Source organism: Desulfuromonas acetoxidans DSM 684 (assembly GCF_000167355.1).
In the GTDB taxonomy this organism is placed as follows: domain Bacteria; phylum Desulfobacterota; class Desulfuromonadia; order Desulfuromonadales; family Desulfuromonadaceae; genus Desulfuromonas; species Desulfuromonas acetoxidans.
The window spans coordinates 111,060-132,824 of the sequence record NZ_AAEW02000007.1; the positions used below are offsets into that span (position 1 = coordinate 111,060).

Sequence of the window (21,765 nt, forward strand, 5' to 3'; positions counted from 1 at the left end):
ATCCGTTCATTGAGCCGCGCTGAACGCTCCGAGACGTTCAAAAACCTGGGTATGCACCTCATCCAGAGTTCCGTGCAACACGGCACCTGCCGCATTATGGTGCCCACCACCGCCCAATTCACGGGCCAAAGCACCAACATCGACGGTTCCCTTGGAACGCATCCCTAGCTTATAGCTGTTTTGATCCAACTCACGGAAAAACAATGCGACTTCAACGCCATGGATCGACCGGGGATAGTTGACAAAGCTGTCTGCCATATCCGGACCAATACCCAGTTCATCCAACATCTGCTGTGTTACAGTCATTGCGGCATACTGTCTGCAGTCGGAAACACGCAAGGTATTCAGGGACATGCCGAGCAATTGCAGCCGCTCCACTTCCTGACTTTCATACAGACCGCCAGCCACCATCCACGGATCAACACCAAGTGCTACCATTTCTCCGGCAACAGCAAAAGCCTCAGGATCCGCACTGGAGTAGCGAAACGACCCGGTATCAGACAAAATTCCGGTATAAATACACAATGCAACCTCGGTACTGATGGTGTAATCACACGCCATCAACACCCGGTACAGCATGGCTGCTGTTGCACTGCATTTGTCATCAACAAGATAAATATCACCAAAGTCTTCCGAAAACGGATGGTGGTCAATATTGATCAGAGTGGTGCACAAGTTACGTGCGTCCAGGCGCGCCCGGCGTAATTCTCCGGCATCAAGAATCACAATCACGTCAAAATGTTCCGATGCGGCAATCTCGCTGACTACCGTGTCGGCTCCGGGTAGAAAACAAAACTTGTCCGGCACACCGTCGACATTGTAGGCAACAACATCCTTGCCCATCTCTCGCAGCGCATTGGTCAGTGCCAGAGTGGAAGACATGGCATCACCATCGGGCCCTTCATGGGCAGCAATCAAAAATCGCTGTCCCGACGCCAGAGCGTCAACAGTCGCCTGTAACGGATCATTCATCGTCATCGTGAGTTATCCCGGCTTCTTTGAGGAGTTCTTCAATGTGACTGCCGTAAGCAATGGACGTATCGTATTTAAAAACCAGGTCAGGGACATGGCGCAATTTCATGCGCTTGCCCAGTTCCCGACGCAAAAACGGCACCGCACTGTCAAGGCCCTGCTGCGTTTTCTCCGCATCAGCCTCTTCCCCCATAACGGTAAAGAAGATTTTAGCATGACGCAAATCACTGGAGATATCCACCGATGTAATGGTGACAAAACCTACACGTGGATCGCGCAAGCCACGAAGCATGATATCTGAAATTTCTTTATGGATCTGTTCTGCGACCCGATAGGTGCGTTGTGTTGCCACGGTAAATCCTTTGTGTCATTCCGAGCTGAGTGCCTATATACAGGACTGCCGACAGCGATCATGCGACCACCATCGGCAGCACATTTAATCGGGTCACTACAGTTCGGTCTTTGTTTCTTCCATTTCGTAGGCTTCGATAATATCGCCGACTTTGATGTCGTTATATTTCTCCAGGCCGATACCACACTCGTACCCGGTCGCGACTTCCTTAACATCGTCCTTGAAGCGTTTCAAAGAGTTGAGCGAGCCTTCCCAGACAACGATGCTGTCGCGCACCAAACGAACCTGCGCATTGCGGTGAACTTTGCCATCAATAACCATACAACCGGCAATGGTTCCGACCTTCGAAACGTTGAATGTTTCGCGCACTTCGAGACGGCCCAGATGCTTTTCGCGCAGTGTCGGCGCCAGCAGTCCTTCCATCGCATCACGAATATCATTCACCGCATCATAGATGATGCTGTAGAGGCGAATGTCAACATGTTCTTTTTCCGCCAGTTGTGCTGCCTTCGGTTCAGGACGAACACTGAAACCGATGATAATGGCGTCGGAAGCAGAGGCCAGTGACACGTCACTCTCTGTAATACCACCGACACCGGTATGAACAACCGTCAGGCGGCACGTGTCTGTGGTCAGCTTGCTTAGAGAGTCCTTCACAGCCTCAACCGAACCCTGAACGTCTGCTTTGACGATAACCTTGAGTTCCTCGACATTGCCTTCCTGAATCCGTGCGTAGAGCTGATCCAGGGACAAACGGCTGTTCTTGGCCAGCTCAGTTTCACGAATCTTCTGCTGACGATGTTGAGCAACTTCCTTGGCGGTTTTTTCATTTTCCAGAGCGTGGAGGGTATCACCGGCATCGGGCACGCCCTGCAGACCGGTTACCTCAACCGGAATCGACGGACCAGCCTCCTTGACGGCAACACCACGGTCATTGATCATGGTTCGCACACGACCAAAATGGAGTCCGGCAACAATCGGGTCACCAACATGCAACGTGCCATCCTGAACCAGAACAGTTGCAACAGCACCACGGCCTTTGTCTAGACGGGCCTCAACAATGGTACCTTTACAGCGCTTTGTCGGATCAGCTTTCAGTTCAAGAACCTCTGCCTGCAACAAAACCATCTCAAGTAATTGATCCAGGTTCTGTCGTTTCTTGGCCGAGACCTCAACAAAGATGGTATCGCCGCCCCACTCTTCAGGAACCATCTCAAACTCGGTCAGCTCCTGCTTGACCCGTTCAGAGTTGGCACCCGGCTTATCGATCTTGTTCACAGCAACAATCATCGGCACGCCGGCATCTTTAGAGTGACTGATCGCCTCTTTGGTCTGCGGCATAACACCGTCATCAGCAGCGACCACCAGGATAACAATATCCGTCACCTGAGCACCGCGGGAACGCATTGCGGTAAACGCTTCGTGACCCGGGGTATCCAGGAACGAGATGGTTTTGTCATGCACCTGGACATCATAGGCGCCAATGTGCTGGGTAATACCACCAGCTTCACCATCAGCGATATTCGCTTGGCGAATAGCGTCGAGCAAACTGGTTTTACCATGGTCAACGTGACCCATGATGGTCACCACGGCGGGACGTTCCTGGAGATTTTCGCTTTTGCTCTCCCCGGTCTCCTGCAAATCGTCACTACTCAGAACACTCAGTTCGTCAAAAGCGACGTTTTCAACTTCATAATTAAAATCAGCCGCAAGAATCGCTGCAGTTTCAAAATCGAGGGGATGGTTAATGGTAACCATACTCCCCTGACGCATCAGTTCGCGAATCAGGTCATTCGCCTTGACCCCCATCCGCTTGGCTAATTCACCAACGGTGATCACATCACTGATACGAATTTTCCGTTTAATTGCCTTGGGCACCGTAATCTCGGTCTGCTTAGGCATCTTCTGGTTTTTCTTCTGGCGGCGCATTTTCCCGCCACGGTCCGGCTCGAAAACCTCCATGCGGTCACGGCGTCGACGTTGCTCACGACCAGCTCCATTCGAAGCGTAATCGTTGTTCTTACCTTTTTTCTTCTTACGGTTGCCCCGATCACGTGAAGGATCTTCAACGGGAACGTTCGGAGCCATCGGTGTGCGATTCGCTGCCGGGCGTGCAGGGGCACCTCCAGCATCCTTACGCTCAGGACGTGCACCACCTTGCGGTTTGGGACGAGGAGAGCTTTTCTTACCACGACCTCCACCTTCATTACGCAATGCCGATTGGGGCAGTTCAACGCGACCAAGGATTTTCGCGCCACCTGTAGGCTTGGCGACCGTTTCTTTGCCTTCTGATGCCGATGCGACAATGGCGGCGACGTTGCGAGTTGCCGCTTTACGCTTAACCGGTTCCGGTTTTTCTTCAACCACCTTTTCAGGCTCATCAGTCGGTGCCGCAACCGCTTCGGGCTTGGCTTTCGGTGCTTCCGGCTCTACGGGTTCAGCGACAGGCTGTTCTTCAACAACAGCTTCAGGCGTCTCTTCCGGTTCCGGGTGAGGCTCGGGAACGGCTTCAACAACAGGAGGCTCCTCAGCCACTTCAGCTTCCACCTCAACACTAGATTCGGGAGTTTCAGCAACGGGTTCTGCAACCTCAACTTCCGGCTCAGCTTTGGGTTCTTCAACCGGCTTTGGCGGCTCAGCTTTACGGCGCCGACGAATCAGTCCGGTGTTGATCCGTTTTTCATCAAAAACCGGCTCTTCCGGTGCCTCTGGTGTTTCTTTTTTCTCGCCCAGAGACTTCACGACTTCCTCGTCAACCACGCTCATATGACTTTTCGCCTCAATTCCTGCCTGCTGCAAACGTTCAAGCAATTCTTTATTTTCCAGACCCATTCGCTGTGCCAGTTCGTAGATTCTAATTTTTGCCATCAGAATTCCCCCATTACATCTCTATATCGTTGCAGCTCGTGATTTAATGTTTGCGCCAACGGACTTTTCGTCACAGCCATCACACTGCGTTCCGACAGGCCTAACGCGCGTCCCAAGGTCGCTTTATCAAAACACTCAATCAGCGGTATGCAGGCACGTGCGGTTTGCTGCCGCACTTTGGAACCAACATTTTGCGTCACATCGCTGGACAAAAGCACCATGGCAATCTCTGCCGGTTTCTTCAGGGTTGCCAGCACCATCTGACTGCCACTGGCAACCAGACCGGCTTTTCGTGCCATGCCGATCAAATTGAGGATTCGTATCTCCACCTGTTGGCGAAGTTCTCCGATCAGCGATTCGATGTCAACATCAATTTGAGCATTTTTCATGGACCGTACAAACGCGCGGCGTTGTACAGCCCGGGTAATACATTCCCGATTAAAGCAGGTATAAGCACCGCGTCCCGGCAGCTTGTGCTGATAATCGACCACAAGTCGTCCATCGGGAGCAACGACATAACGAATCAGTTCATCCTGATCCGCACTGCGCCGACAAGCAACACAGCTTCTTTGTGGTCGGTGTATCTGCTTCGACACGTCCAGTTACTCTTCTTCCTCAGCCGGTGCAGGCGTTTCATCAACAGCAGGCTCTTCGACAGAAACACTTTGCTCTTCAGACTCAGCCACTGCTTCAGCTTCACTCTCTTCAGCGGAGCGGTTTTCTTCCTGCTCAATTTCCGCAGCGCGAGTTTCACTCTTGATGTCAATCTTCCAACCGATCAGGCGTGCAGCCAGTCGGACATTCTGGCCTTTCTTACCAATAGCCAGCGACAATTGATCATCAGGAACAATGATCTCCATGGCCTGCTCTTCATTGTCCACATAAACACGTGACACATCCGCAGGTGCCAGCGCAGAGCAGGCAAAACGCGCCATGTCCGGCGTCCAGGGGATAATATCAATCTTTTCCCCACGAAGCTCGGAAACAACATTCTGTACGCGAGAACCACGCATACCGACACAGGCGCCGACCGGATCAACATCAGGATCATGCGAAACCACAGCAATTTTAGCCCGGCTGCCCGGCTCACGTGAGCACGAGACGATTTCGACAATACCCTCGGAGATCTCAGGAACCTCAGTCTTAAACAGCTCAATAACCAAGCTGGGATGCGTGCGAGACAAGATGATCTGAGGCCCCTTGGGCGACATTTTCACCTCAGCAATATAAGCACGAACCCGGTCAGCCTGGCGATAATTTTCGCGTGGCACCTGTTCACGATGCGGCAGCAACGCTTCAGCACGACCAAGGTCGACAATCAGGTCACCACGTTCGTAGCGACGCACAATGCCATTGACCAGTTCACCAACGCGATCTTTAAATTCGTTGTAGACCCCTTCGCGCTCCGCCTCACGAACCTTCTGGATGATCACCTGCTTAGCGGTTTGGGCAGCAATACGACTAAAACTGCCGGAATCCATCTTCATACCAAGAGAGTCGCCACATTCCACGTCGGGATCGATTTCACGCGCCTCCTCAAGGTCAATTTCCTTGTAGGAATCCTGAACTTCGTCAACCACGGTGACAAACTCAAACAGTTCAACTTCGCCCTGCTCGGTATTGTAGTGGGCCTCAAGTTCACGTGTGTTACGATATTTTTTGTTGGCCGCTGAAAGAACAGCGGACTCCAGAGCTTCAACCAGAATATCCCGGTCCACACCTTTGTCTTTCACGACCTGATCAATGACGTGGTTGAGATTAGCAACCATTTTAACTCTCCTATGTTGTACTCGCTAAATACCGGCACAGTGGAACTGTGGCGGGATTAATCATCCGGCAATAAGCTGAGCAGCAGACCTTTGCCGCATGCGCTTAAAACTGCGGTTCGAGGTTAATCGTTTCCAAGCTGTCCAGAGGCAACTCTACACGACCACCTTCTTTATCATTCTGTTCAATGAAAACCACGTCATCTTCAAGACCCAGTAATTCACCGATAAACGTTTTGCGCTGATATCCACGCAGATCAGGATCGATCGCCTGCAGGGTTTTGGCGCGAACCATCTCACCTTTAAAGCGCTCGAAATCTGCTTCTTTTTTCAGAGGGCGATCGATTCCCGGCGAGGAAACTTCGAGGCGATAGGCCACCTCAATAACCTCTTCGACATCAAGAATCAGACTCAGCTCACGACTGCAGTCGGCACAATCGTCAAGGTTGACACCACCCGGTTTATCAATAAACAGACGCAGCAACCACTCGGAACCCTGAGAAAAAAACTCAATATCCACCAACTCAAGCCCTTGTTCTTCAAGGATGGGCTCAGCCAGTTCGATCACCTTATTTAAAACAGCTTCGTCAGACATATCGTTACAACGGCCTTGTTCTTTGAACAAAAACGGATAAAACAAAAAAAAGTGAGCAAAAAGCTCACTTCTCATAAATGAAAAGATTTATCCAGAAGTATGTAACACACCCACACTTCCGTGGCAAGGAAAAAGACACAACCTGTTGAAACAACTTATTATGTGACCTGCCTAAACCTACTGCCGATCCAGCACAGCGAGAACCTCAGTATGACAGGTCTGAGGGAACATGTCGAGAGCTTGAATTGACGTCACGGTATACGACTGAGCGAGCGCGGTAAGATCGCGCATCAGTGTCTGCTGATCACACGAGACATAGACAATCCGCCGTGGCCGACAACGCATCATCCCTGCAACGGCCTCGCGCGCGCCACTACGCGGCGGATCGAGAACAATAACATCAGCCGTGCGCCGCCAGCGACCGAGAAAGGTTTCGACGCTGCAGGCATGAAATGTAGCATTCGTCAGACCAAGAGTGTCGCGATTGCGATCCGCATACGAAATGGACGGGGCATAATCCTCCACTCCGACCACCGCACCCGCACGGCGTGCCAGCGGTAAAGAAAAATTGCCCATGCCGCAATACAGATCGAGCACGGCATCCTGTGCTGTCACCTCAGCCGCTTCGATCACCCGCGCAACAAGTTGACGGTTCTGCTCCAAATGCACCTGAGCAAAGCCTCCGGGACCATAGTGCAGTTCCATCGGCGGCTCATCCACACGAATGGCCAAATCCACCTGCCCTTGCAGCAAGATCTGAGGATTCTTGCGCCCGGTTTGCACCAGCACCGCGCCATCAACAGCGTCCAGACAACCAGCCAGCCAGGCACAAAAAGCTTCAGTCTCAGCGCCACGGTAATGAACAATCGTGCGCAAGGCATCATCGCTCCCCACCGCCACATCAATCTGCGACACACCGGACGCGTAGACACTTCCATCGAACAGAGTCCGCCACGCTGTCATCTGGGCTGCGATAGGCAGTGCAATCACCGGGCAATGGCGAACATCGATCACATTATGACTGCCACGACGGTAAAACCCGAGGATAAACCCCTGTGGTGAGTTATAACATTTAAATTGAACCCGGCTTCGATAGCCGAACTCTTGCGGTGCCGGCACCAAATCTCGGATGACGCCCTGATCAATGCGGCCATGACGCACGCAGCTATCTACAAAGATCTGCTGCTTCCACCGGCATTGCTGTTCATACGACAACTGCTGCCAGTCACATCCACCACAGTCTCCAAAGTGAGAGCAAGCCGGTTCCTGTCTCTGGTCGGACGGCTCAATAACCTTGATCAATTCAGCACGGGCATAGCGTTTTTTATTCTGCACGATTTGACAAAGGATGCGATCACCCGGAATGGCGCCAAACACAAACACCGCTTTGCCATCGTGATGACCCAGACCGGCACCACCATGTGCCAGCGTCGTAACGGTCAATTCAATCATCAACGCAGTCCTGCCAACGGCTTGACTTTACGTTGTTTCAAGCTGGCAATAAATTTGTCCGGAAAACCGCTCGATGCCATGTACGGCAAACAATTCATGCGAAACGCGCTCATCACCTCCCGCTTGGCTTCCTCCAACATATCACCACTGATGCCCATCCGTTCCAGGCGCTGAAACTGCTCGCGACGCCCATCTTCCAACACAACAAAGACATCGATCTGAATCCGATGATAATCCCCGTAATAGCGAACCGTTTCATCAGAAAACTCGACGTTTAAACCATTTTCCAACGTCACGCCCTGCAACAGATCTTTCATTGATTTTCTCCATCTGACTTTATTCGTTTTTCCAATTCCAGCTGTACCCGGTCAATACGGCTCCACAATCCGCGTAAAATACGCACATCGCGATCCGTCAAACCGTTCTTGCCAAAAAGTCGCCGAAACGAACGTAAAATATGATCCGGGTTCTGCGGATCAAGATAGTCAATCCGTGTCAGAGTTTCTTTCATATGCTGCAACATCGACTCAGTCTGGTCAATCTCGGCCAGATTGGGCTTGAGCAACTCGCCACGCGCCTCAAGACCCTGCTTGGACACTTCGTACAAGCACAAGGACACGGACTGAGCCAGGTTCATCGACGGCATGGCATCACAGGTTGGAATGGTCAAAAAGCGCTGACACAGGTCCAGTTCCTCGTTGAGCAAGCCACAATCTTCGCGACCAAACACAAGTGCTGTATGAGTATCGTGGTCAAACCCGGCAATCATCTGTGCGGCAGCATCGGGATAAAGAAAATCATCCCGATCACGATAACGGCCAAAACGGCGCGTGGTACCAAAGGCATATTGACAGCCGTGCAACGCCTCTTCCAGAGAGGAATAAATTGTGGCGCTTTCCAGAACATAGCCGGCCTTGACCGCCATTTGTCGGGCTTCCTGGCGCAGATGATCGGTCTGCGGATTAACCAGACGTAAATCACTGAAACCAAAATTACCCATCGCTCGGCACACCGAGCCGATATTCAATGGCCCCTGCGGTTCGACGAGAACAATAGCGAGCTGAGCCGCGATATCCGGATTGTGTTGATTTTCAGGCATAATCCCCTACACAGAATTGAGCCAGCGTCGCCGCCACGATGGCTGCCGTCTCGGTTCGTAAAATGCGTCGCCCCACCGACACCGGCACCACGCCACGACTTTGAGCCAAGGTAATCTCTTCGTCAGCAAAGCCGCCCTCCGGGCCGACAATCACTGCAATTCGATCCGGTTTCGCCGTACCGATCCCCTCTCGGAACGACCAGGCAGTATTTTTTTCACTCAGAAGCAGTTTGACATCCCAATCCGCCAAGGCATCGAGCATGGTCTCAAAATCAACGACTTCCATCAGTTCCGGCAATTGCGCGCGACGGCACTGGCGTCCGGCACGCAGCAAGACATCGGGCCAGCGGTGTGATTTTTTCTGCCCGGCATCACGCTGTTCAACCGTGGTTGAATGGCGTGAAACAAATGGAACAATGCGGGTGACACCAATTTCGGTCATCTTTTGCAACACCAGTTCGAAGCGCTCCTTCTCCGGCAACGCCTGACACACACAGATCTTCAGAGACGACTCCACCGCGTCGATCTGCTCGAATGGGACAACGGTCGCGTCGCCCTCATCCAAACCGGTAATCCGTGCCCGATAGCACTGTTGAAACGGATCTTCCACAGTGACGATCTCACCGACACGGGCCTGCCAGATGATCAGTGCGTCGCGGGCCGCAGTTCCAATGGCTGTCTCCTGCTCCAACGTCAGAGCACACGTGCTGACAATGCGGCTGACAGGCCCACCGCTATTAACGCATACGAGGCTCACAACCACACTCCCTCCAGGCACGGAAACGACCACGTGCCGCTTCAACCAAAGCCTGATCGTAGGTTTCGGCAAACTCAATGACATGTTTAAACTGGCGCATGAATTCCACAGAACAGGGCCGCGCGGCAATCAAAACCGAAGCACCATTGGAATTAAGTTCGCGGGTACCGATGGCAATAGCCTCCTCATGGCATTCCACAGCACCGTTGTCCCACACGTGGGGCAGAAAGGAGCCCTTATTCCAGGTCCACATGAAGCGGTCCAGAGTCAACGCCTGATTGTCATCTTCGACAAGGATCAGAACCCGCTTGCTCTGGGCAAAAAACTCTTCAGCCAGCAGACACAAGCACTTGGCTTTTTCGGGTTTATTCAGTTTGATGAATTCAACGACAGGTGGCATAACATCCTTAATGTGTCTTGACTACATGCAGATTGGTTCGATTCAGTTTATCGCAGACGGTTCCACGTCAATGCCCGTGGGGTGGGCGAAGTCCGCTCCCTCTTGGACAAGGTGCCAGCACAACTTGGTTAATCAAGATAACGACCGTTATCACCGTCAGTGCCATCGCTGACGGGACGCACGATTCGTTGACCTCAAGGGCGACGAGCCGGATCAGTGATGCATTCCGGAAAGTGACTCATCGGATCTAAACAAGAAATTCCTGCAACTCTCCAGTCGATTTTTGCACCCTCTTGAGCCGTCAGCCAAAAGGATGTCGCGTGTCGGGGCGAGTCCCGACGATCTTGACCTTGACCGAACTTATTCAGTACAACAGCAGGAACCTTCCAAAGCACAAAAAAGCCGGGGAAAACCCGGCCTTTTTATCACAGGAACAATTGTTTCGTCCAGCGCGTTCGAATCAGCCCTGTAAAGCCTGACGACAGAACTCGGCCCCTTTTTCAAGAGCCTGATAATTCAGCGGCAGAAAACGATGGTTACGCTCAGGCAGCACCACCTTGAGAGCTTCCTTGACGGTTTCCATACCCACCACCTTGCTGTACTCGATATAAGCACCAAGAACAATCATATTCACCAGGCGGGCATCGCCGATCTCCAGAGCCATATCATTGGCCGGAATCTTCACCTTTACCACATCATCACGGCTTGACCCGTCATCATCAATCAGTGAGGTATTGATCAGGGCAAAACCACCCTTACGCACCCGGTCATAGTATTTTTCCATGGACAACGGATTCAATAACAGAGACGCTTCCGGCTCGCCGACAACCGGAGAACCAACCTGCTGATCCGACATTACGATCGTACAGGTTGCGGCACCGCCACGTTTTTCAACGCCATACGCCGGAAAGTAGGAGGCATTATTGCCTTCCATAATCGTTGCATAGGCCAACAGGTTTCCGATCAGCAAAACCCCCTGCCCACCAAATCCAGCCATAAATACATCATGGTTCATTGTCTAATCCTTTATAAAAATGATCTGTGCCGGTTATTTCTGGTCACAGTCCTTGTAGACACCCAACGGAAAATAGGGAATCATCTCAGATCCGACCCGCTCATTTGCCGCCAGAGGATTCATTCCCCAGTTGGTGGGACAACTGGCCAGGACTTCAACAAAGGCAAATCCATTGTTTTTGACAGACGTCTCAAATGCCTTGCGAATCGCTTTGCCTGCCTGAATAGCATGCTTGGGCGTATCCACGGCCACCCGCACTGAATAAGCAACACCTTCAAGGTTAGACAGCAACTCAGCCATCTTGAGAGGATAACCGTCTTTAGCAACATTGCGGCCAGCCGGAGATGTAGTCGTTTTCTGCGACGGCAGGGTAGTCGGTGCCATCTGACCACCGGTCATACCGTAGGTGGTGTTGTTGACAAAAATCACCGTGATCGGCTCCCCCCGATTGGCAGTGTGAATGATCTCACTGGTGCCGATGGCCGCCAGATCCCCGTCGCCCTGATAGCTGAATACCGGCCGTTTGGGATGCACGCGCTTGGCACCGGTCGCCACAGCAGGCGCACGACCATGCGGCGCTTCAATAACATCAATATCAAAATATCCATACAAAAACACACTGCAGCCGACAGATGCCACACCAATGGTCTGGTCTTTAATTCCGAAAAAATCCATGGCATCCGCCACCAAACGATGGATGGTACCGTGATGACAGCCGGGGCAAAAATGGGTTTGAACGTCCTTGAGGGACTCGGGGCGGGAAAATACTTTTTTCATCTCTGTGGTCATACGGACACCTCATAACGAGAACGGATCTGGGCCAGGAACTCTTCCGGGGTCGGCAGAGAACCGGCTCCGGGAGGACGTCCATAAAAATCAACCTCAACACCGGGTGCGGCCAGGCGCACATCATCAACCATCTGCCCATTATTCAGTTCAAAACACAGAATTTTACCGACTTTTTCACCGTGTTCTTTGAAAGCAGCCTTTGGAAACGGAAACAGGGTGATCGGACGCAACAGACCGACTTTCATGCCCTGTTCACGCGCAAGGCGCACAGCCGTCTTGGCGATACGCGCGGTGCTGCCATAGGCGGTGACCAACAACTCGGCATCGTCCAGAGCAATCCCCTCGTAGCGCACCTCCTTGTCTTGCATCACCGCATATTTGGCATGCAGACGGTTGTTATGCGCTTCCAGCTCACCATCACCAAGATAAAGCGATTTAACAATCTTCTGCTCACCAGCCTTGCCGTCGCCAATCAGGGCCCAGTCCTTGGGGCCAAGATCATCCGGTTTGACATAAGGATGCGGCTCCAGCGCTTCTTTCATCTGACCGATGACCGCATCTGCCAGAATCATCGCCGGCACCCGGTAGCGATCCGACAGATCAAAAGCAAGAATCGCCATGTCATACATTTCCTGAACACAGTCCGGTGCCAGAACAATGATGTGATAACCACCATGTCCGCCACCTTTGGTGGCCTGAAAATAATCGGCCTGAGACGCGTCAATGCCTCCAAGGCCGGGGCCACTGCGACAGATATTGACAATCAGACCGGGACATTCACTGCCCGACATATAGGAAATCCCCTCCTGCTTGAGGGAGATGCCGGGACTTGAAGACGAGGTCATGGCGCGGGCACCACAGGCACTGGCACCAAGCAGCATATTGATTGACGCAACCTCGCTTTCGGCCTGGATAAACTCACCGCCAATTTTCAGAAACTCGCGGGAGATATATTCGGGAATATCACTCTGCGGAGTGATCGGGTAGCCAAAGTAGTAACGGCATCCCGCCTCAATGGCTCCCATAGCAACCGCTTCGTTGCCTTTTACAAACAAACGTTTTGTCACAAGAATCCTCCATAACAGGGCTAAACGCCCCGATAAACCTCTATCGCTACATCCGGACACACCTGGGCACACAGAGTACAACCGCTACAACGTTCCATGTCCTCCGCCGTAATCATCGCCGGGAGAAAGCCCTGTTTATTCAGTTCAGTACTCATTTTGATCAGCCCTTGCGGGCAGGCCACGGTACACAAGGCACAACCCTTACAGCGCAGCTCGTTAATTTCTATCTTATTCTTCGCCACGTTTTTCCATCCTTGCTAAATGGGGAAAATTTAAGTTGTTTCAAACTGTAGACACAATTTTTTGATCTTATCAAAAACCAGAAAAGCTCGTCAAACCGAAAGACCACCGTCCGCCTGATTCCTGTCCATGAATCCCGTTACCAGGTAAAAGAAAGACGTCGTTTTCGATCAAAATGTTTGACTAATTAGGATCTATGCCTAGAATTCTATTTAAAGCCGGCTAATCATTGTCGCGCTGACACCCCCGCACATTGCCCAACTCTCACAAAGGAAAAAAATCATGGTGAAAAAATCATTCGTGTTGCTTGGTTGCGCCTTCACGGCATTGCTGTTCACAGCATGCTCTTCGTCATCGGATTCGAGCAATGTGAATCTGCAGGAAGGACGTTGGCAGATCACAACGGAAGTTAAAATGGCCAATCTCCCCTTTGCCATGCCACCGACATCGTACACCACCTGCCTGACCCAGGATGATCTGGTTCCTGAGCAAGGAATACAACAGGACAACAATGCTTGTGAGATTACATCACAAAACGTTAAGGGCAATACCGTCAGCTGGACGATTACCTGTCAAAGCGACCAGGGTGCAACAGTCAGCAACGGTTCCATCACCTATGCCGGTGACACATTCAACGGTAAAATTACGACCGAAATTCCCGGTGCAGGGACGACTGAACAAGTACTGAGCGGTAAACGTATCGGTGACTGTCCATAAGGCACGCAGACCACATCTCATGATCCCTCCCCGGTTTGAATCTTCTCTTACGAGAGCGACAAAAGCCGGGGATTTTTTGACCGTCGAGGGTTCTGACGCCCTTGGTTTCACTGCAATAATCCGTGGTCGAACGGCTCTTTTCTTCGCGTAACAATCCTGTTATGATTCAGCCAATATTACCTATGAACGGAGAAAAACATGCGTTATATGAGTACCCGTGGTCAGGTTCGCGACCTGTCCTTTAAAGATGCTGTCATGATGGGATTGGCCAATGATGGCGGTCTGTTGTTGCCCAAGCAGATTCCTGCCATCGACACAACCCAGCTTGCCGCCTACCAGACCATGTCTTACCCGCAGATCGCTTTTGACATCATCTCCCGGTTTACCGGCGATGATTTCGATCAAAACGATCTGCGTGAGCTGATAGAGCGATCCTACGCCACCTTTGACCATCCTGATGTCACTCCGGTCACAAAACAGGATGGTGTCTATATTCTTGAATTGTTTCACGGCCCGACCCTGGCCTTTAAAGATGTCGCTCTGCAGTTCCTCGGCAACCTGTTTGAGTATCTACTCGAAGAGCGCAACGAAAAGATGAACATTCTCGGTGCCACTTCTGGAGATACCGGTAGTGCCGCCATCTACGGCGTGCGCGGCAAGGACCGCATCAATATTTTCATCATGCATCCGGACGGTAAAGTGTCACCGATCCAGAAACTGCAGATGACCACGGTGACCGACGAAAACGTATTCAACCTAGCGATTCGCGGCACATTTGATGACGGCCAACGGATCGTCAAAGAAACCTTCAACGATCTTGACTTCAAAGCCAACTACAGCCTCGGTGCGGTGAACTCCATCAACTGGGCGCGAGTGCTTGCCCAGATCGTCTATTACTTTTATGCCTACAGCCGCGTTCAGCCTGAAACGGGCTGCGAAAAAATTGATTTCTCGGTGCCAACAGGTAACTTCGGCGATATCTTTGCCGGCTATATGGCCAAGCGCATGGGCCTGCCGGTAGACAAACTGATTCTTGCCACCAATGAAAACAACATTCTGTCGCGCTTTGTTCTCAACGGCGATTACTCCGTCGGTGACGTGGTGGAAACCCTGTCGCCGTCCATGGATATCCAGATCGCCAGCAACTTTGAGCGCTATCTCTATTACCTGCTCGGTGAAGACAGTGAATCGCTGTGCGGCCTGATGGAAAGCTTTGCTACCAGTAAGAGTTTGCAATTTGATGGCCAACTACAAGCCAAGGTTCGTGAGGACTTCGATTCCCTGACCGTGGATAAAGCCGCCACTGTCGACCAGATTCGTGATTTTCATCAACGTACCGGCTATGTGCTTGACCCGCACACCGCTGTAGGCGTACGTGCCGGTGAGCGGCTCAGCGACCCGGATGTTCCGGTGGTGTGTCTGGCCACAGCCCATCCGGCCAAGTTCGGTGATGCTGTGCAGCAGGCGATCGGTCAGGATCCCGAGCGTCCAGCATCTCTTGATGGGATTGAGCAACGTGATTCTCGTTGTGAGCTGATTGATGCTGAAACGGAGAAGGTTAAAGCCTATCTGGCACAACGGGCGCGTTAATTCTTATGCGCCAAGTAAATGTAAAAAGGCTCCCCAATTCAGGGAGCCTTTTTTATTGCTCACAGCTATGGGGTAAGATCAAGACTGCCGGGTTCCGCTCCGGCAGCCGACATACTTTTGACTGATCGCTCAAAAGTATGCAAAAACCAGCTGACACCTCCTGAAACGGAATCACCCGGCAATGGGTCTGCTTCCGTGGCACCGATTAAACAGGTGAGCATTGCCCACCTTGCCTGAGTTCATTCTTTAGCAGCCAAGCCCTCCCGTTCAGCAACACTGAACGCAATGAACGTCAGCGCGATGTAAGAGAATGGTAGAAACTGCCTTTCTTCACTCCGGCGCGCTCACACATGGCATCAACGCCGACCGAACAATAGCTGTTTGCCAGATCAGTTCAATGGCAGCATTCAACAGCCATTCTTTTGCATTACTTGTGCGTCCCATGACCACAAAATAGTTGACCGATCAGTCAAGTTTAAGTGAATTTTTGACGACATATCAGCAAGACGACTGTTTTGTCAAACGGTGCCAGACCCGCCAAGTCCCAACGCCGTAGAGCAAACCAACCACCAGACTGACCAGAGATGAGATCAGCATAAACTGCATGCTTGCTTGCAGTTCATTCAAATAGGCATGGTCGATAAGCAGCACCAGGGGGATGCCTGCCAAACCTCGCAGCAAATAGACCGTGCAAATCAGGATCAGAACAACTCTGCAGAATGGTAAGCGACGGATCATTTCAGCAGCGCAAAATGCGTAAGCTGAGCAAACAGCAAAAACCGTGGCCACACCTGCCGTAAGGAGCACCGGATAGATTGAGCCGTTCTCAGCCATGGTCGCCAGTTCTTCACCGGCACCGAAAAAACGATACCAATCAGCACCGGCAAAGATTATCGCGACATGAAGCACCGCTATGATCAGACTGCAGCTCCCGGCAATCACCAGAGTTTGATTTTTCACGACACCTCTCTATTTGTTAAGGATACTGAAGGGTTACATTCTGAAATCGAGGCAGGCACTATAGGAGTTTTTCAAATTTCTGTTACAATAAACGCCATGCGGGATGATGAATTTCATCGTTCACCTCGTCTGTCATAGCAGGATAAAAAACATTTACAATAGACACATCATCCCGGAAAGAGTTCACAATGCTTGATGCTGCCCCGTTTTACCGCTGTATGTTTCGACTGGCCTTTATCCTGTTTTTGCCCATGCTCTTGGCTTTAAGTGGCTGTCAGTATTTTACAGCGGGCTTGCCAAAGTCAACGGAAACGCCGCTTGAAGAAAAAATCGGCCAGCTATTGCTGGTGGGATTTCGCGGCCAGACCCTGGAACAGGCCCCCACCCTGGTCAACGATATTCAAAAACGCCACCTCGGTGGTGTGATTCTGTTTGATTACGATGTTCAACTTCGCCAGTCAGGACGGAACATCGCCTCGCCCTCTCAACTCAAACAACTGACATCCGACCTTCAGGCATTATCCAATCTCCCGTTACTGATTGCCATTGATCAGGAAGGGGGACGCATTGCTCGTCTCAAACCGGCGCAAGGCTTTCCCGTCACCTTGTCTCACCGAGAACTCGCCGAACAAGCGGATGTCCGGCTGACCTTTGAACACGGTAAAAAGCTGGCAACCACCCTAGCAACGTTTGGCATCAATCTCAATCTGGCGCCGGTGGTCGATTTGTGCAGCAATCCCGACAATCCGGTCATTGCCCGTCTGGATCGCTGTTTTTCAGCGACTCCTGATCAGGTCACTGATCAGGCCGGGGCCTATATTGCCGGGCATCACCAGACAGCCGTTCTGACCTGCCTCAAACACTTTCCAGGCCATGGCAGTTCCACGACAGATTCACATCAGGGATTTACCGATATCACCCAGACCTGGAATGAAGAAGAACTGGTTCCCTACCGTGAGCTGATTCAACACGGCCGTGTCGATACCATCATGACGGCACATGTCTTCAATAGCCATCTGGATGCCAATGATCCAGCGACATTATCCCGACCAATCATTACCGGGTTATTGCGTGGGGTTTTGGGATATGAAGGGGTGGTAATTTCCGACGATCTGCAGATGAAGGCGATCAGCGCTCATTACGGCCTGGAAACAGCCATCGAAAAAGCACTCAACGCCGGGGTGGATATGCTGGTGTTCGGCAACAACCTCAGCTACAACGAACACAGTGTCGAACAGGCCGTTACCATCATTCAACGCCTGATCAAACAAGGCAAGGTCAGCGAAGCCAGAATTGATGAATCCTGGCGGCGCATCACTATGTTAAAGAGGCGCCTGACCGTTAAAGAACAGCGAAAACACTCAGACGATTTGCGCACCGTTGACGCTCACCTGCAAGGAACCGTCAGCACTGAATCCGAGTGAAAAGTCCCCGGCTGAGTGCTGACCGTCAAACAGGTCGCTATATTGATTCATCAGTGCCGCGATTTCACTATCCGACATGCCCTCACTTGCCTCCTGAAATTCTGCAGCGCGCTGCATCCCGGCCAAGTGCGAAGACAGGGCATTTACCGTGCTCATTTCACGAGCAAATGACGGGTTTTCGTCAAGCATCTGGGTAAATTCTTCTGCATAGGGATAGTCGTTTGGTAACACAAGCTGGCCCTTTGTATCGTATTGGATTGTCTCCGGCGCAACGGGAATGCCATAATCGCTCATCAATCCCGGCATGGTGCTGGAGATATGCTTGGCCAAGGCGTTAATATTGTTCTCGGTGGGAAACAGAAATGGCGGCAGCGAGTCAATGCCCCCGGAAAATGAGTTCTGCTTGGGAGAAAAATACGCCTCAATATCCATCTCGACATCGCCTTTGTTGGTATTAAACGTTGCGGTAGCAGCCGTCTTTACCTGCGACGTAGCCTGACTTGCCGCCAGCTCACGAGCCTGGGGAGAAAGTGTGACACTATCCTGAACCGTTGAGCTACCAGCCGAGGAGGCTTGGCTTTGATCTGTGACGGATGACAGTTGTGACACCGAGCGGTTCGTCATTCCATAAACATCATAGCCCTTGGCGGATAACACCTGCATAGCATCTCCCTTTCCGAATAAAGTGGATCAAAAAAACACAATCAAATGATGAAATCTTTCTACTTATCGGATCTTTTAGACAAAAATTAAGTTATTTTTCATCGTGTTTTTGTAAAAATCCATCCGTGGTTTTTTACAAATTGAATCCCTTTTGTTGAGACGCTATGATCAGCACATGACTGTCTATTCACCACCGTTTTACCTGCGTAACGGCCACCTGCAGACCATCTACCCGACGCTGTTTCGTAAACTCGGCATGCCCGCCTATCAGCGCGAACGGATCACCACTGCTGACGATGACTTTCTCGATCTCGACTGGGCTTGTGTCGGCGGTAAAACGCTGGTCATTCTCTGTCATGGTCTGGAAGGTAATTCAACCCGGGACTACATCAAAGGGATGGTCAAAGCGGTCAATGACCAGGGGTTGGATGCCCTGGCGTGGAACTATCGTGGCTGTAGCGCAGAACCCAACCGCCAGAAGATCATGTACCATAACGGTGCCACTTACGACCTCAACACCGTCATTCAACACGCGGCAGGCACACAACACTATGCCCATATCTTTGTCATCGGTTTTTCCATGGGCGGCAATCTGGCTCTGCTTTATGCCGGGCAGCAGGCCGAAAACATCCATCACCTGATCCGCGGCATCATAGGCTTTTCCGTGCCCTGCGAACTGAGTCACAGCAGTCGCGCACTCGAGCATCCGGCCTGCACCATCTACATGAAACGCTTCCTGATCAAGCTGCATAAAAAACTTCAGTCAAAAAGCAGTCAGTTCCCGAATGACATCATCATCGACAATTACCATCAGATCAAAACCTTCAAGCAGTTTGATGATCGTTACACCGCTCCACTTCACGGCTTCACCGATGCTGAAGACTACTGGCACCGCTGTAGTTGCAACCGCCATCTAACTCACATCAGGGTACCGACTCTGATCGTCAACGCCTTAGACGACCCGTTCCTGCTCGACGATTGCTATCCCCATGCACTGGTTTCGGCCAACCATCACCTGACGCTGGAAACCCCGAGCCACGGCGGTCATGTCGGTTTCATACTGCCGGGAACAACCTACTGGTCGGAACAACGCGCCCTGTCCTTCATTGAACAACAGCTTCGTTCTCTCTCCACCTGTCTTACGACACCTCAAAACTCAGCAATCTCGCGGACATTGTCCGACTGTTGCGACGATTGAGCAAAAACATGGCGGTCATAACTGGTGCGATCTTCTCACCGTCAACCTCTGCCAGCATCTGCGCCTGTTGATCAAGAGCTGGAATGACTGTACGTCTCTCCATAAAGCCATCAGCGGCAACGAACAACAGATGCGTTTCAAGTGGCAACATTCAGCACGGTTACCCGACCGTACCCACCACCAGCACCGTGATTACGGGACGGCCTGTCTATCGGCGGCCACCGTGGTGATTTCAACCAGCGTGGCAGGACGGTGCAGTAATCGCCATGTTGGCGGCGATCTTCTGCTGCCTGTTTGTCACCTTGAACGACCCAGTGCTCTTCATCAGAAAATTCGCTCTATTCACAGCAATTTCCATTATGATTGCCACGTGTTATCGGGTGGCAATCTTCCCGAGAGTGGACAGGCTTACCCCCCTGAGTGCGATCTGGAAAATCTGGTAACCACCAGACAACGGGAACTGATGCGACTGTTTTCACAGCGCCAGATGGATCGCCGGGCAGTACTTCCGCCCGATTTATCACTGGCAGCCAGCGATTTTTTGCGCACGTTGCCGATCATCAGAGCAAACGCCGCAACAGCCATGCGCTCTGCGTAGAGGAAAGACACGTGGTTCAACTTCGGGATCAAGCCTTGCCTCAATCCATCAAAACCTAATCAACACGTTCCCGTGTTGTTCAGGCTCTGATCAATACCGATTCGTTCTATGTGGCGGGTTATTTTGAGGAGATCAAGTTGGAGCGGATCCACATCGGCGATTCAGCCGTCATCTCACCGATGGGTAGTTCTTTCTCCGACGACCATGTCGAAAGCATTACCTACGGCATCAATGATCGGGAACGTCGCCAGAACAGCTTACTGGTGGATATCAACCCGACCTTCTCCTAGGTATGGTTGGCGCAACGCATTCCGGTTCTCATTCATCTCAGCAGTGTTCCCCAAGCGGTCAAACTGGTTGCCGGGAGAACCGTCAGTGTCGCAATTATTGAAGGCAGTGGTTCCTGAAGAGACAACATCGCGGGGCAGTGACATTAAAAACCATCACGCCGTATCGCGAAAAAAAACCGCCAGCCAGACAGTTAGCTGATCCGGGTCCGTGCGGGTGACTTTATGCCTCACATGGGCAGGAATATGGATATAGTCTCCCCGGTGCAACACCACTTCACGACCATCTTCAAACAGCAGCGTCCCACATCCTTCGAGAACCATCACCCATTCATGGTCTTCCTGGTCATACCAGCCCTGTTGCGGCGAGCTGTGGCCTTTGGAAACAATGCGCTCAATACGAACACTGTCGGTTTTGAGCATGTCGCTGAAATGTTCCTCGACAACAGCTTTCGGTAATTGATCAAAAAAATTCGGCATGTCTGCTTTACTTCTCCAGAGATCAGTGGAATTCAGGTCGATGACTGATGATGGAATAGCCCTCAATAAGTGGCGTTGCATCAAGGTGCACCTGATCGACAAAGGTGCCGTATTTCCGCCTCAGCTTGAAGAAATAGACCAGCCCTCCTTGCAGATCAAGCCTGTATTGCTTACTCAAGACGCCGGGAATCTTTGCTTGAAGCACATGGTTGCCCGGTTTTAAAGAGAAACGCAGTGGCTGTTCGGCAATAACATCGCCAACATTTGCACCATCAACCATCAGTTCAAAACGTTGTAAAGGCCCCTGTTTGACCGTCGCCGGGTAATACACGACAATCGTGGCGGTATCAATCGCATACGGCATGGAATTAAGGGGCACATGCACGCGTTGAGCCGTCTTGACACAGCTGGACAACACCATCAAAGCACAGACTAAAACAAGAATTCGCATAAGTGTCCTTCTTGACAGCGTTGAA

The 21,765-nt window shown here is 51.6% G+C and carries 24 protein-coding genes and 1 pseudogene; 6 read left to right on the forward strand and 19 right to left on the reverse strand.

From position 1 onward, the window contains the following. Positions 1–6: 6 nt before the first annotated feature. The 15 genes from DACE_RS07240 to DACE_RS07310 all read right to left on the reverse strand — a co-directional run bounded on the left by DACE_RS07240 (position 7) and on the right by DACE_RS07310 (position 13,374). The gene (locus tag DACE_RS07240; protein WP_005999817.1) at positions 7–978 is read right to left on the reverse strand and encodes a DHH family phosphoesterase; all 972 of its coding nucleotides are present in this window, start codon (positions 976–978) and stop codon (positions 7–9) included. Next, positions 965–1,324 carry a 30S ribosome-binding factor RbfA gene (gene rbfA / locus DACE_RS07245; protein WP_005999820.1) on the reverse strand — a complete coding sequence of 120 codons (360 nt, stop codon included), beginning with the start codon at positions 1,322–1,324 and terminating at the stop codon, positions 965–967. Before rbfA ends, DACE_RS07240 begins: the two co-directional genes overlap by 14 nt. 96 nt (positions 1,325–1,420) lie before the next feature. Next, the gene (gene infB / locus DACE_RS07250; RefSeq protein WP_005999822.1) at positions 1,421–4,192 is read right to left on the reverse strand and encodes a translation initiation factor IF-2; all 2,772 of its coding nucleotides are present in this window, start codon (positions 4,190–4,192) and stop codon (positions 1,421–1,423) included. Next, positions 4,192–4,788, reverse strand: a complete 597-nt coding sequence (locus tag DACE_RS07255) for a DUF448 domain-containing protein (protein ID WP_005999824.1) — start codon at positions 4,786–4,788, stop codon at positions 4,192–4,194. The genes infB and DACE_RS07255 overlap by 1 nt, the downstream gene beginning before the upstream one ends. A 6-nt stretch (positions 4,789–4,794) precedes the next feature. Then, the gene (gene nusA, locus DACE_RS07260) at positions 4,795–5,961 is read right to left on the reverse strand and encodes a transcription termination factor NusA (protein WP_005999825.1); all 1,167 of its coding nucleotides are present in this window, start codon (positions 5,959–5,961) and stop codon (positions 4,795–4,797) included. A 103-nt stretch (positions 5,962–6,064) separates the two neighbouring features. Then, positions 6,065–6,553: a ribosome maturation factor RimP gene (locus DACE_RS07265; RefSeq protein WP_040366548.1), complete on the reverse strand. Its 489-nt coding sequence runs from the start codon at positions 6,551–6,553 to the stop codon at positions 6,065–6,067. 177 nt (positions 6,554–6,730) lie between these two features. Further along, positions 6,731–8,005, reverse strand: coding sequence for a class I SAM-dependent RNA methyltransferase (locus tag DACE_RS07270; RefSeq protein ID WP_005999829.1), 1,275 nt, complete (start codon positions 8,003–8,005; stop codon positions 6,731–6,733). Further along, a complete protein-coding gene (locus DACE_RS07275; RefSeq protein WP_005999830.1) occupies positions 8,005–8,322 on the reverse strand; it encodes a hypothetical protein in 318 nt (105 codons plus the stop codon). The genes DACE_RS07270 and DACE_RS07275 overlap by 1 nt, the downstream gene beginning before the upstream one ends. Next, positions 8,319–9,104: an RNA methyltransferase gene (locus DACE_RS07280; protein WP_005999832.1), complete on the reverse strand. Its 786-nt coding sequence runs from the start codon at positions 9,102–9,104 to the stop codon at positions 8,319–8,321. The genes DACE_RS07275 and DACE_RS07280 overlap by 4 nt, the downstream gene beginning before the upstream one ends. Beyond that, positions 9,097–9,861 (reverse strand): RsmE family RNA methyltransferase, encoded by a 765-nt coding sequence (locus DACE_RS07285; protein ID WP_005999834.1) that lies wholly within the window; start codon positions 9,859–9,861, stop codon positions 9,097–9,099. The genes DACE_RS07280 and DACE_RS07285 overlap by 8 nt, the downstream gene beginning before the upstream one ends. Continuing rightward, positions 9,842–10,261, reverse strand: a complete 420-nt coding sequence (locus tag DACE_RS07290) for a DNA polymerase III subunit chi (RefSeq protein ID WP_005999836.1) — start codon at positions 10,259–10,261, stop codon at positions 9,842–9,844. Before DACE_RS07290 ends, DACE_RS07285 begins: the two co-directional genes overlap by 20 nt. A 460-nt stretch (positions 10,262–10,721) precedes the next feature. After that, positions 10,722–11,276: a 2-oxoacid:acceptor oxidoreductase family protein gene (locus DACE_RS07295; protein WP_005999838.1), complete on the reverse strand. Its 555-nt coding sequence runs from the start codon at positions 11,274–11,276 to the stop codon at positions 10,722–10,724. Positions 11,277–11,309: 33 nt separating this feature from the next. Next, a complete protein-coding gene (locus DACE_RS07300; RefSeq protein ID WP_040366551.1) occupies positions 11,310–12,053 on the reverse strand; it encodes a thiamine pyrophosphate-dependent enzyme in 744 nt (247 codons plus the stop codon). Between the two features lie 8 nt (positions 12,054–12,061). After that, positions 12,062–13,132 carry a 3-methyl-2-oxobutanoate dehydrogenase subunit VorB gene (locus tag DACE_RS07305; RefSeq protein WP_005999841.1) on the reverse strand — a complete coding sequence of 357 codons (1,071 nt, stop codon included), beginning with the start codon at positions 13,130–13,132 and terminating at the stop codon, positions 12,062–12,064. A 20-nt stretch (positions 13,133–13,152) separates the two neighbouring features. Continuing rightward, positions 13,153–13,374 carry a 4Fe-4S dicluster domain-containing protein gene (locus tag DACE_RS07310; RefSeq protein ID WP_005999843.1) on the reverse strand — a complete coding sequence of 74 codons (222 nt, stop codon included), beginning with the start codon at positions 13,372–13,374 and terminating at the stop codon, positions 13,153–13,155. A gap of 280 nt (positions 13,375–13,654) precedes the next feature. On the opposite strand from DACE_RS07310, the gene DACE_RS07315 reads away from it, so the two are divergent. Together DACE_RS07315 and thrC are read left to right on the forward strand one after the other, a co-directional pair. Continuing rightward, the gene (locus DACE_RS07315) at positions 13,655–14,089 is read left to right on the forward strand and encodes a DUF3617 domain-containing protein (RefSeq protein WP_005999846.1); all 435 of its coding nucleotides are present in this window, start codon (positions 13,655–13,657) and stop codon (positions 14,087–14,089) included. Positions 14,090–14,287: 198 nt separating this feature from the next. Beyond that, on the forward strand, positions 14,288–15,679 hold the full coding sequence (thrC, locus tag DACE_RS07320) for a threonine synthase (RefSeq protein ID WP_005999848.1): 1,392 nt from the start codon (positions 14,288–14,290) through the stop codon (positions 15,677–15,679). A 498-nt stretch (positions 15,680–16,177) separates the two neighbouring features. Here the strand turns inward: thrC and DACE_RS07325 are convergent, their stop codons facing one another. Next, the gene (locus DACE_RS07325) at positions 16,178–16,639 is read right to left on the reverse strand and encodes a hypothetical protein (protein ID WP_005999850.1); all 462 of its coding nucleotides are present in this window, start codon (positions 16,637–16,639) and stop codon (positions 16,178–16,180) included. A gap of 188 nt (positions 16,640–16,827) precedes the next feature. On the opposite strand from DACE_RS07325, the gene DACE_RS07330 reads away from it, so the two are divergent. Continuing rightward, positions 16,828–18,063 (forward strand): glycoside hydrolase family 3 protein, encoded by a 1,236-nt coding sequence (locus DACE_RS07330; protein ID WP_005999852.1) that lies wholly within the window; start codon positions 16,828–16,830, stop codon positions 18,061–18,063. On the opposite strand, the gene DACE_RS07335 is transcribed toward DACE_RS07330, so the two are convergent. Beyond that, positions 18,001–18,726, reverse strand: coding sequence for a hypothetical protein (locus DACE_RS07335; RefSeq protein ID WP_005999854.1), 726 nt, complete (start codon positions 18,724–18,726; stop codon positions 18,001–18,003). The two genes, DACE_RS07330 and DACE_RS07335, sit on opposite strands and share 63 nt — an antisense overlap. 175 nt (positions 18,727–18,901) lie before the next feature. Between DACE_RS07335 and DACE_RS07340 the strand changes: the two genes are divergently transcribed. The 3 genes and pseudogenes from DACE_RS07340 (at position 18,902) to DACE_RS19050 (ending at position 20,929) form a co-directional block, all read left to right on the forward strand. Continuing rightward, positions 18,902–19,924 (forward strand): YheT family hydrolase, encoded by a 1,023-nt coding sequence (locus tag DACE_RS07340; protein ID WP_005999856.1) that lies wholly within the window; start codon positions 18,902–18,904, stop codon positions 19,922–19,924. 67 nt (positions 19,925–19,991) lie between these two features. Beyond that, positions 19,992–20,522 carry a hypothetical protein gene (locus DACE_RS19045; RefSeq protein WP_005999858.1) on the forward strand — a complete coding sequence of 177 codons (531 nt, stop codon included), beginning with the start codon at positions 19,992–19,994 and terminating at the stop codon, positions 20,520–20,522. Positions 20,523–20,632: 110 nt separating this feature from the next. Beyond that, a pseudogene (locus DACE_RS19050) lies at positions 20,633–20,929 on the forward strand (hypothetical protein). Positions 20,930–20,965: 36 nt separating this feature from the next. On the opposite strand, the gene DACE_RS07355 reads toward DACE_RS19050, so the two are convergent. Together DACE_RS07355 and DACE_RS07360 are read right to left on the reverse strand one after the other, a co-directional pair. Further along, positions 20,966–21,289: a cupin domain-containing protein gene (locus DACE_RS07355; RefSeq protein ID WP_005999864.1), complete on the reverse strand. Its 324-nt coding sequence runs from the start codon at positions 21,287–21,289 to the stop codon at positions 20,966–20,968. Positions 21,290–21,311: 22 nt separating this feature from the next. Beyond that, on the reverse strand, positions 21,312–21,740 hold the full coding sequence (locus DACE_RS07360; protein ID WP_005999865.1) for a hypothetical protein: 429 nt from the start codon (positions 21,738–21,740) through the stop codon (positions 21,312–21,314). Between the last annotated feature and the right edge of the window lie 25 nt (positions 21,741–21,765).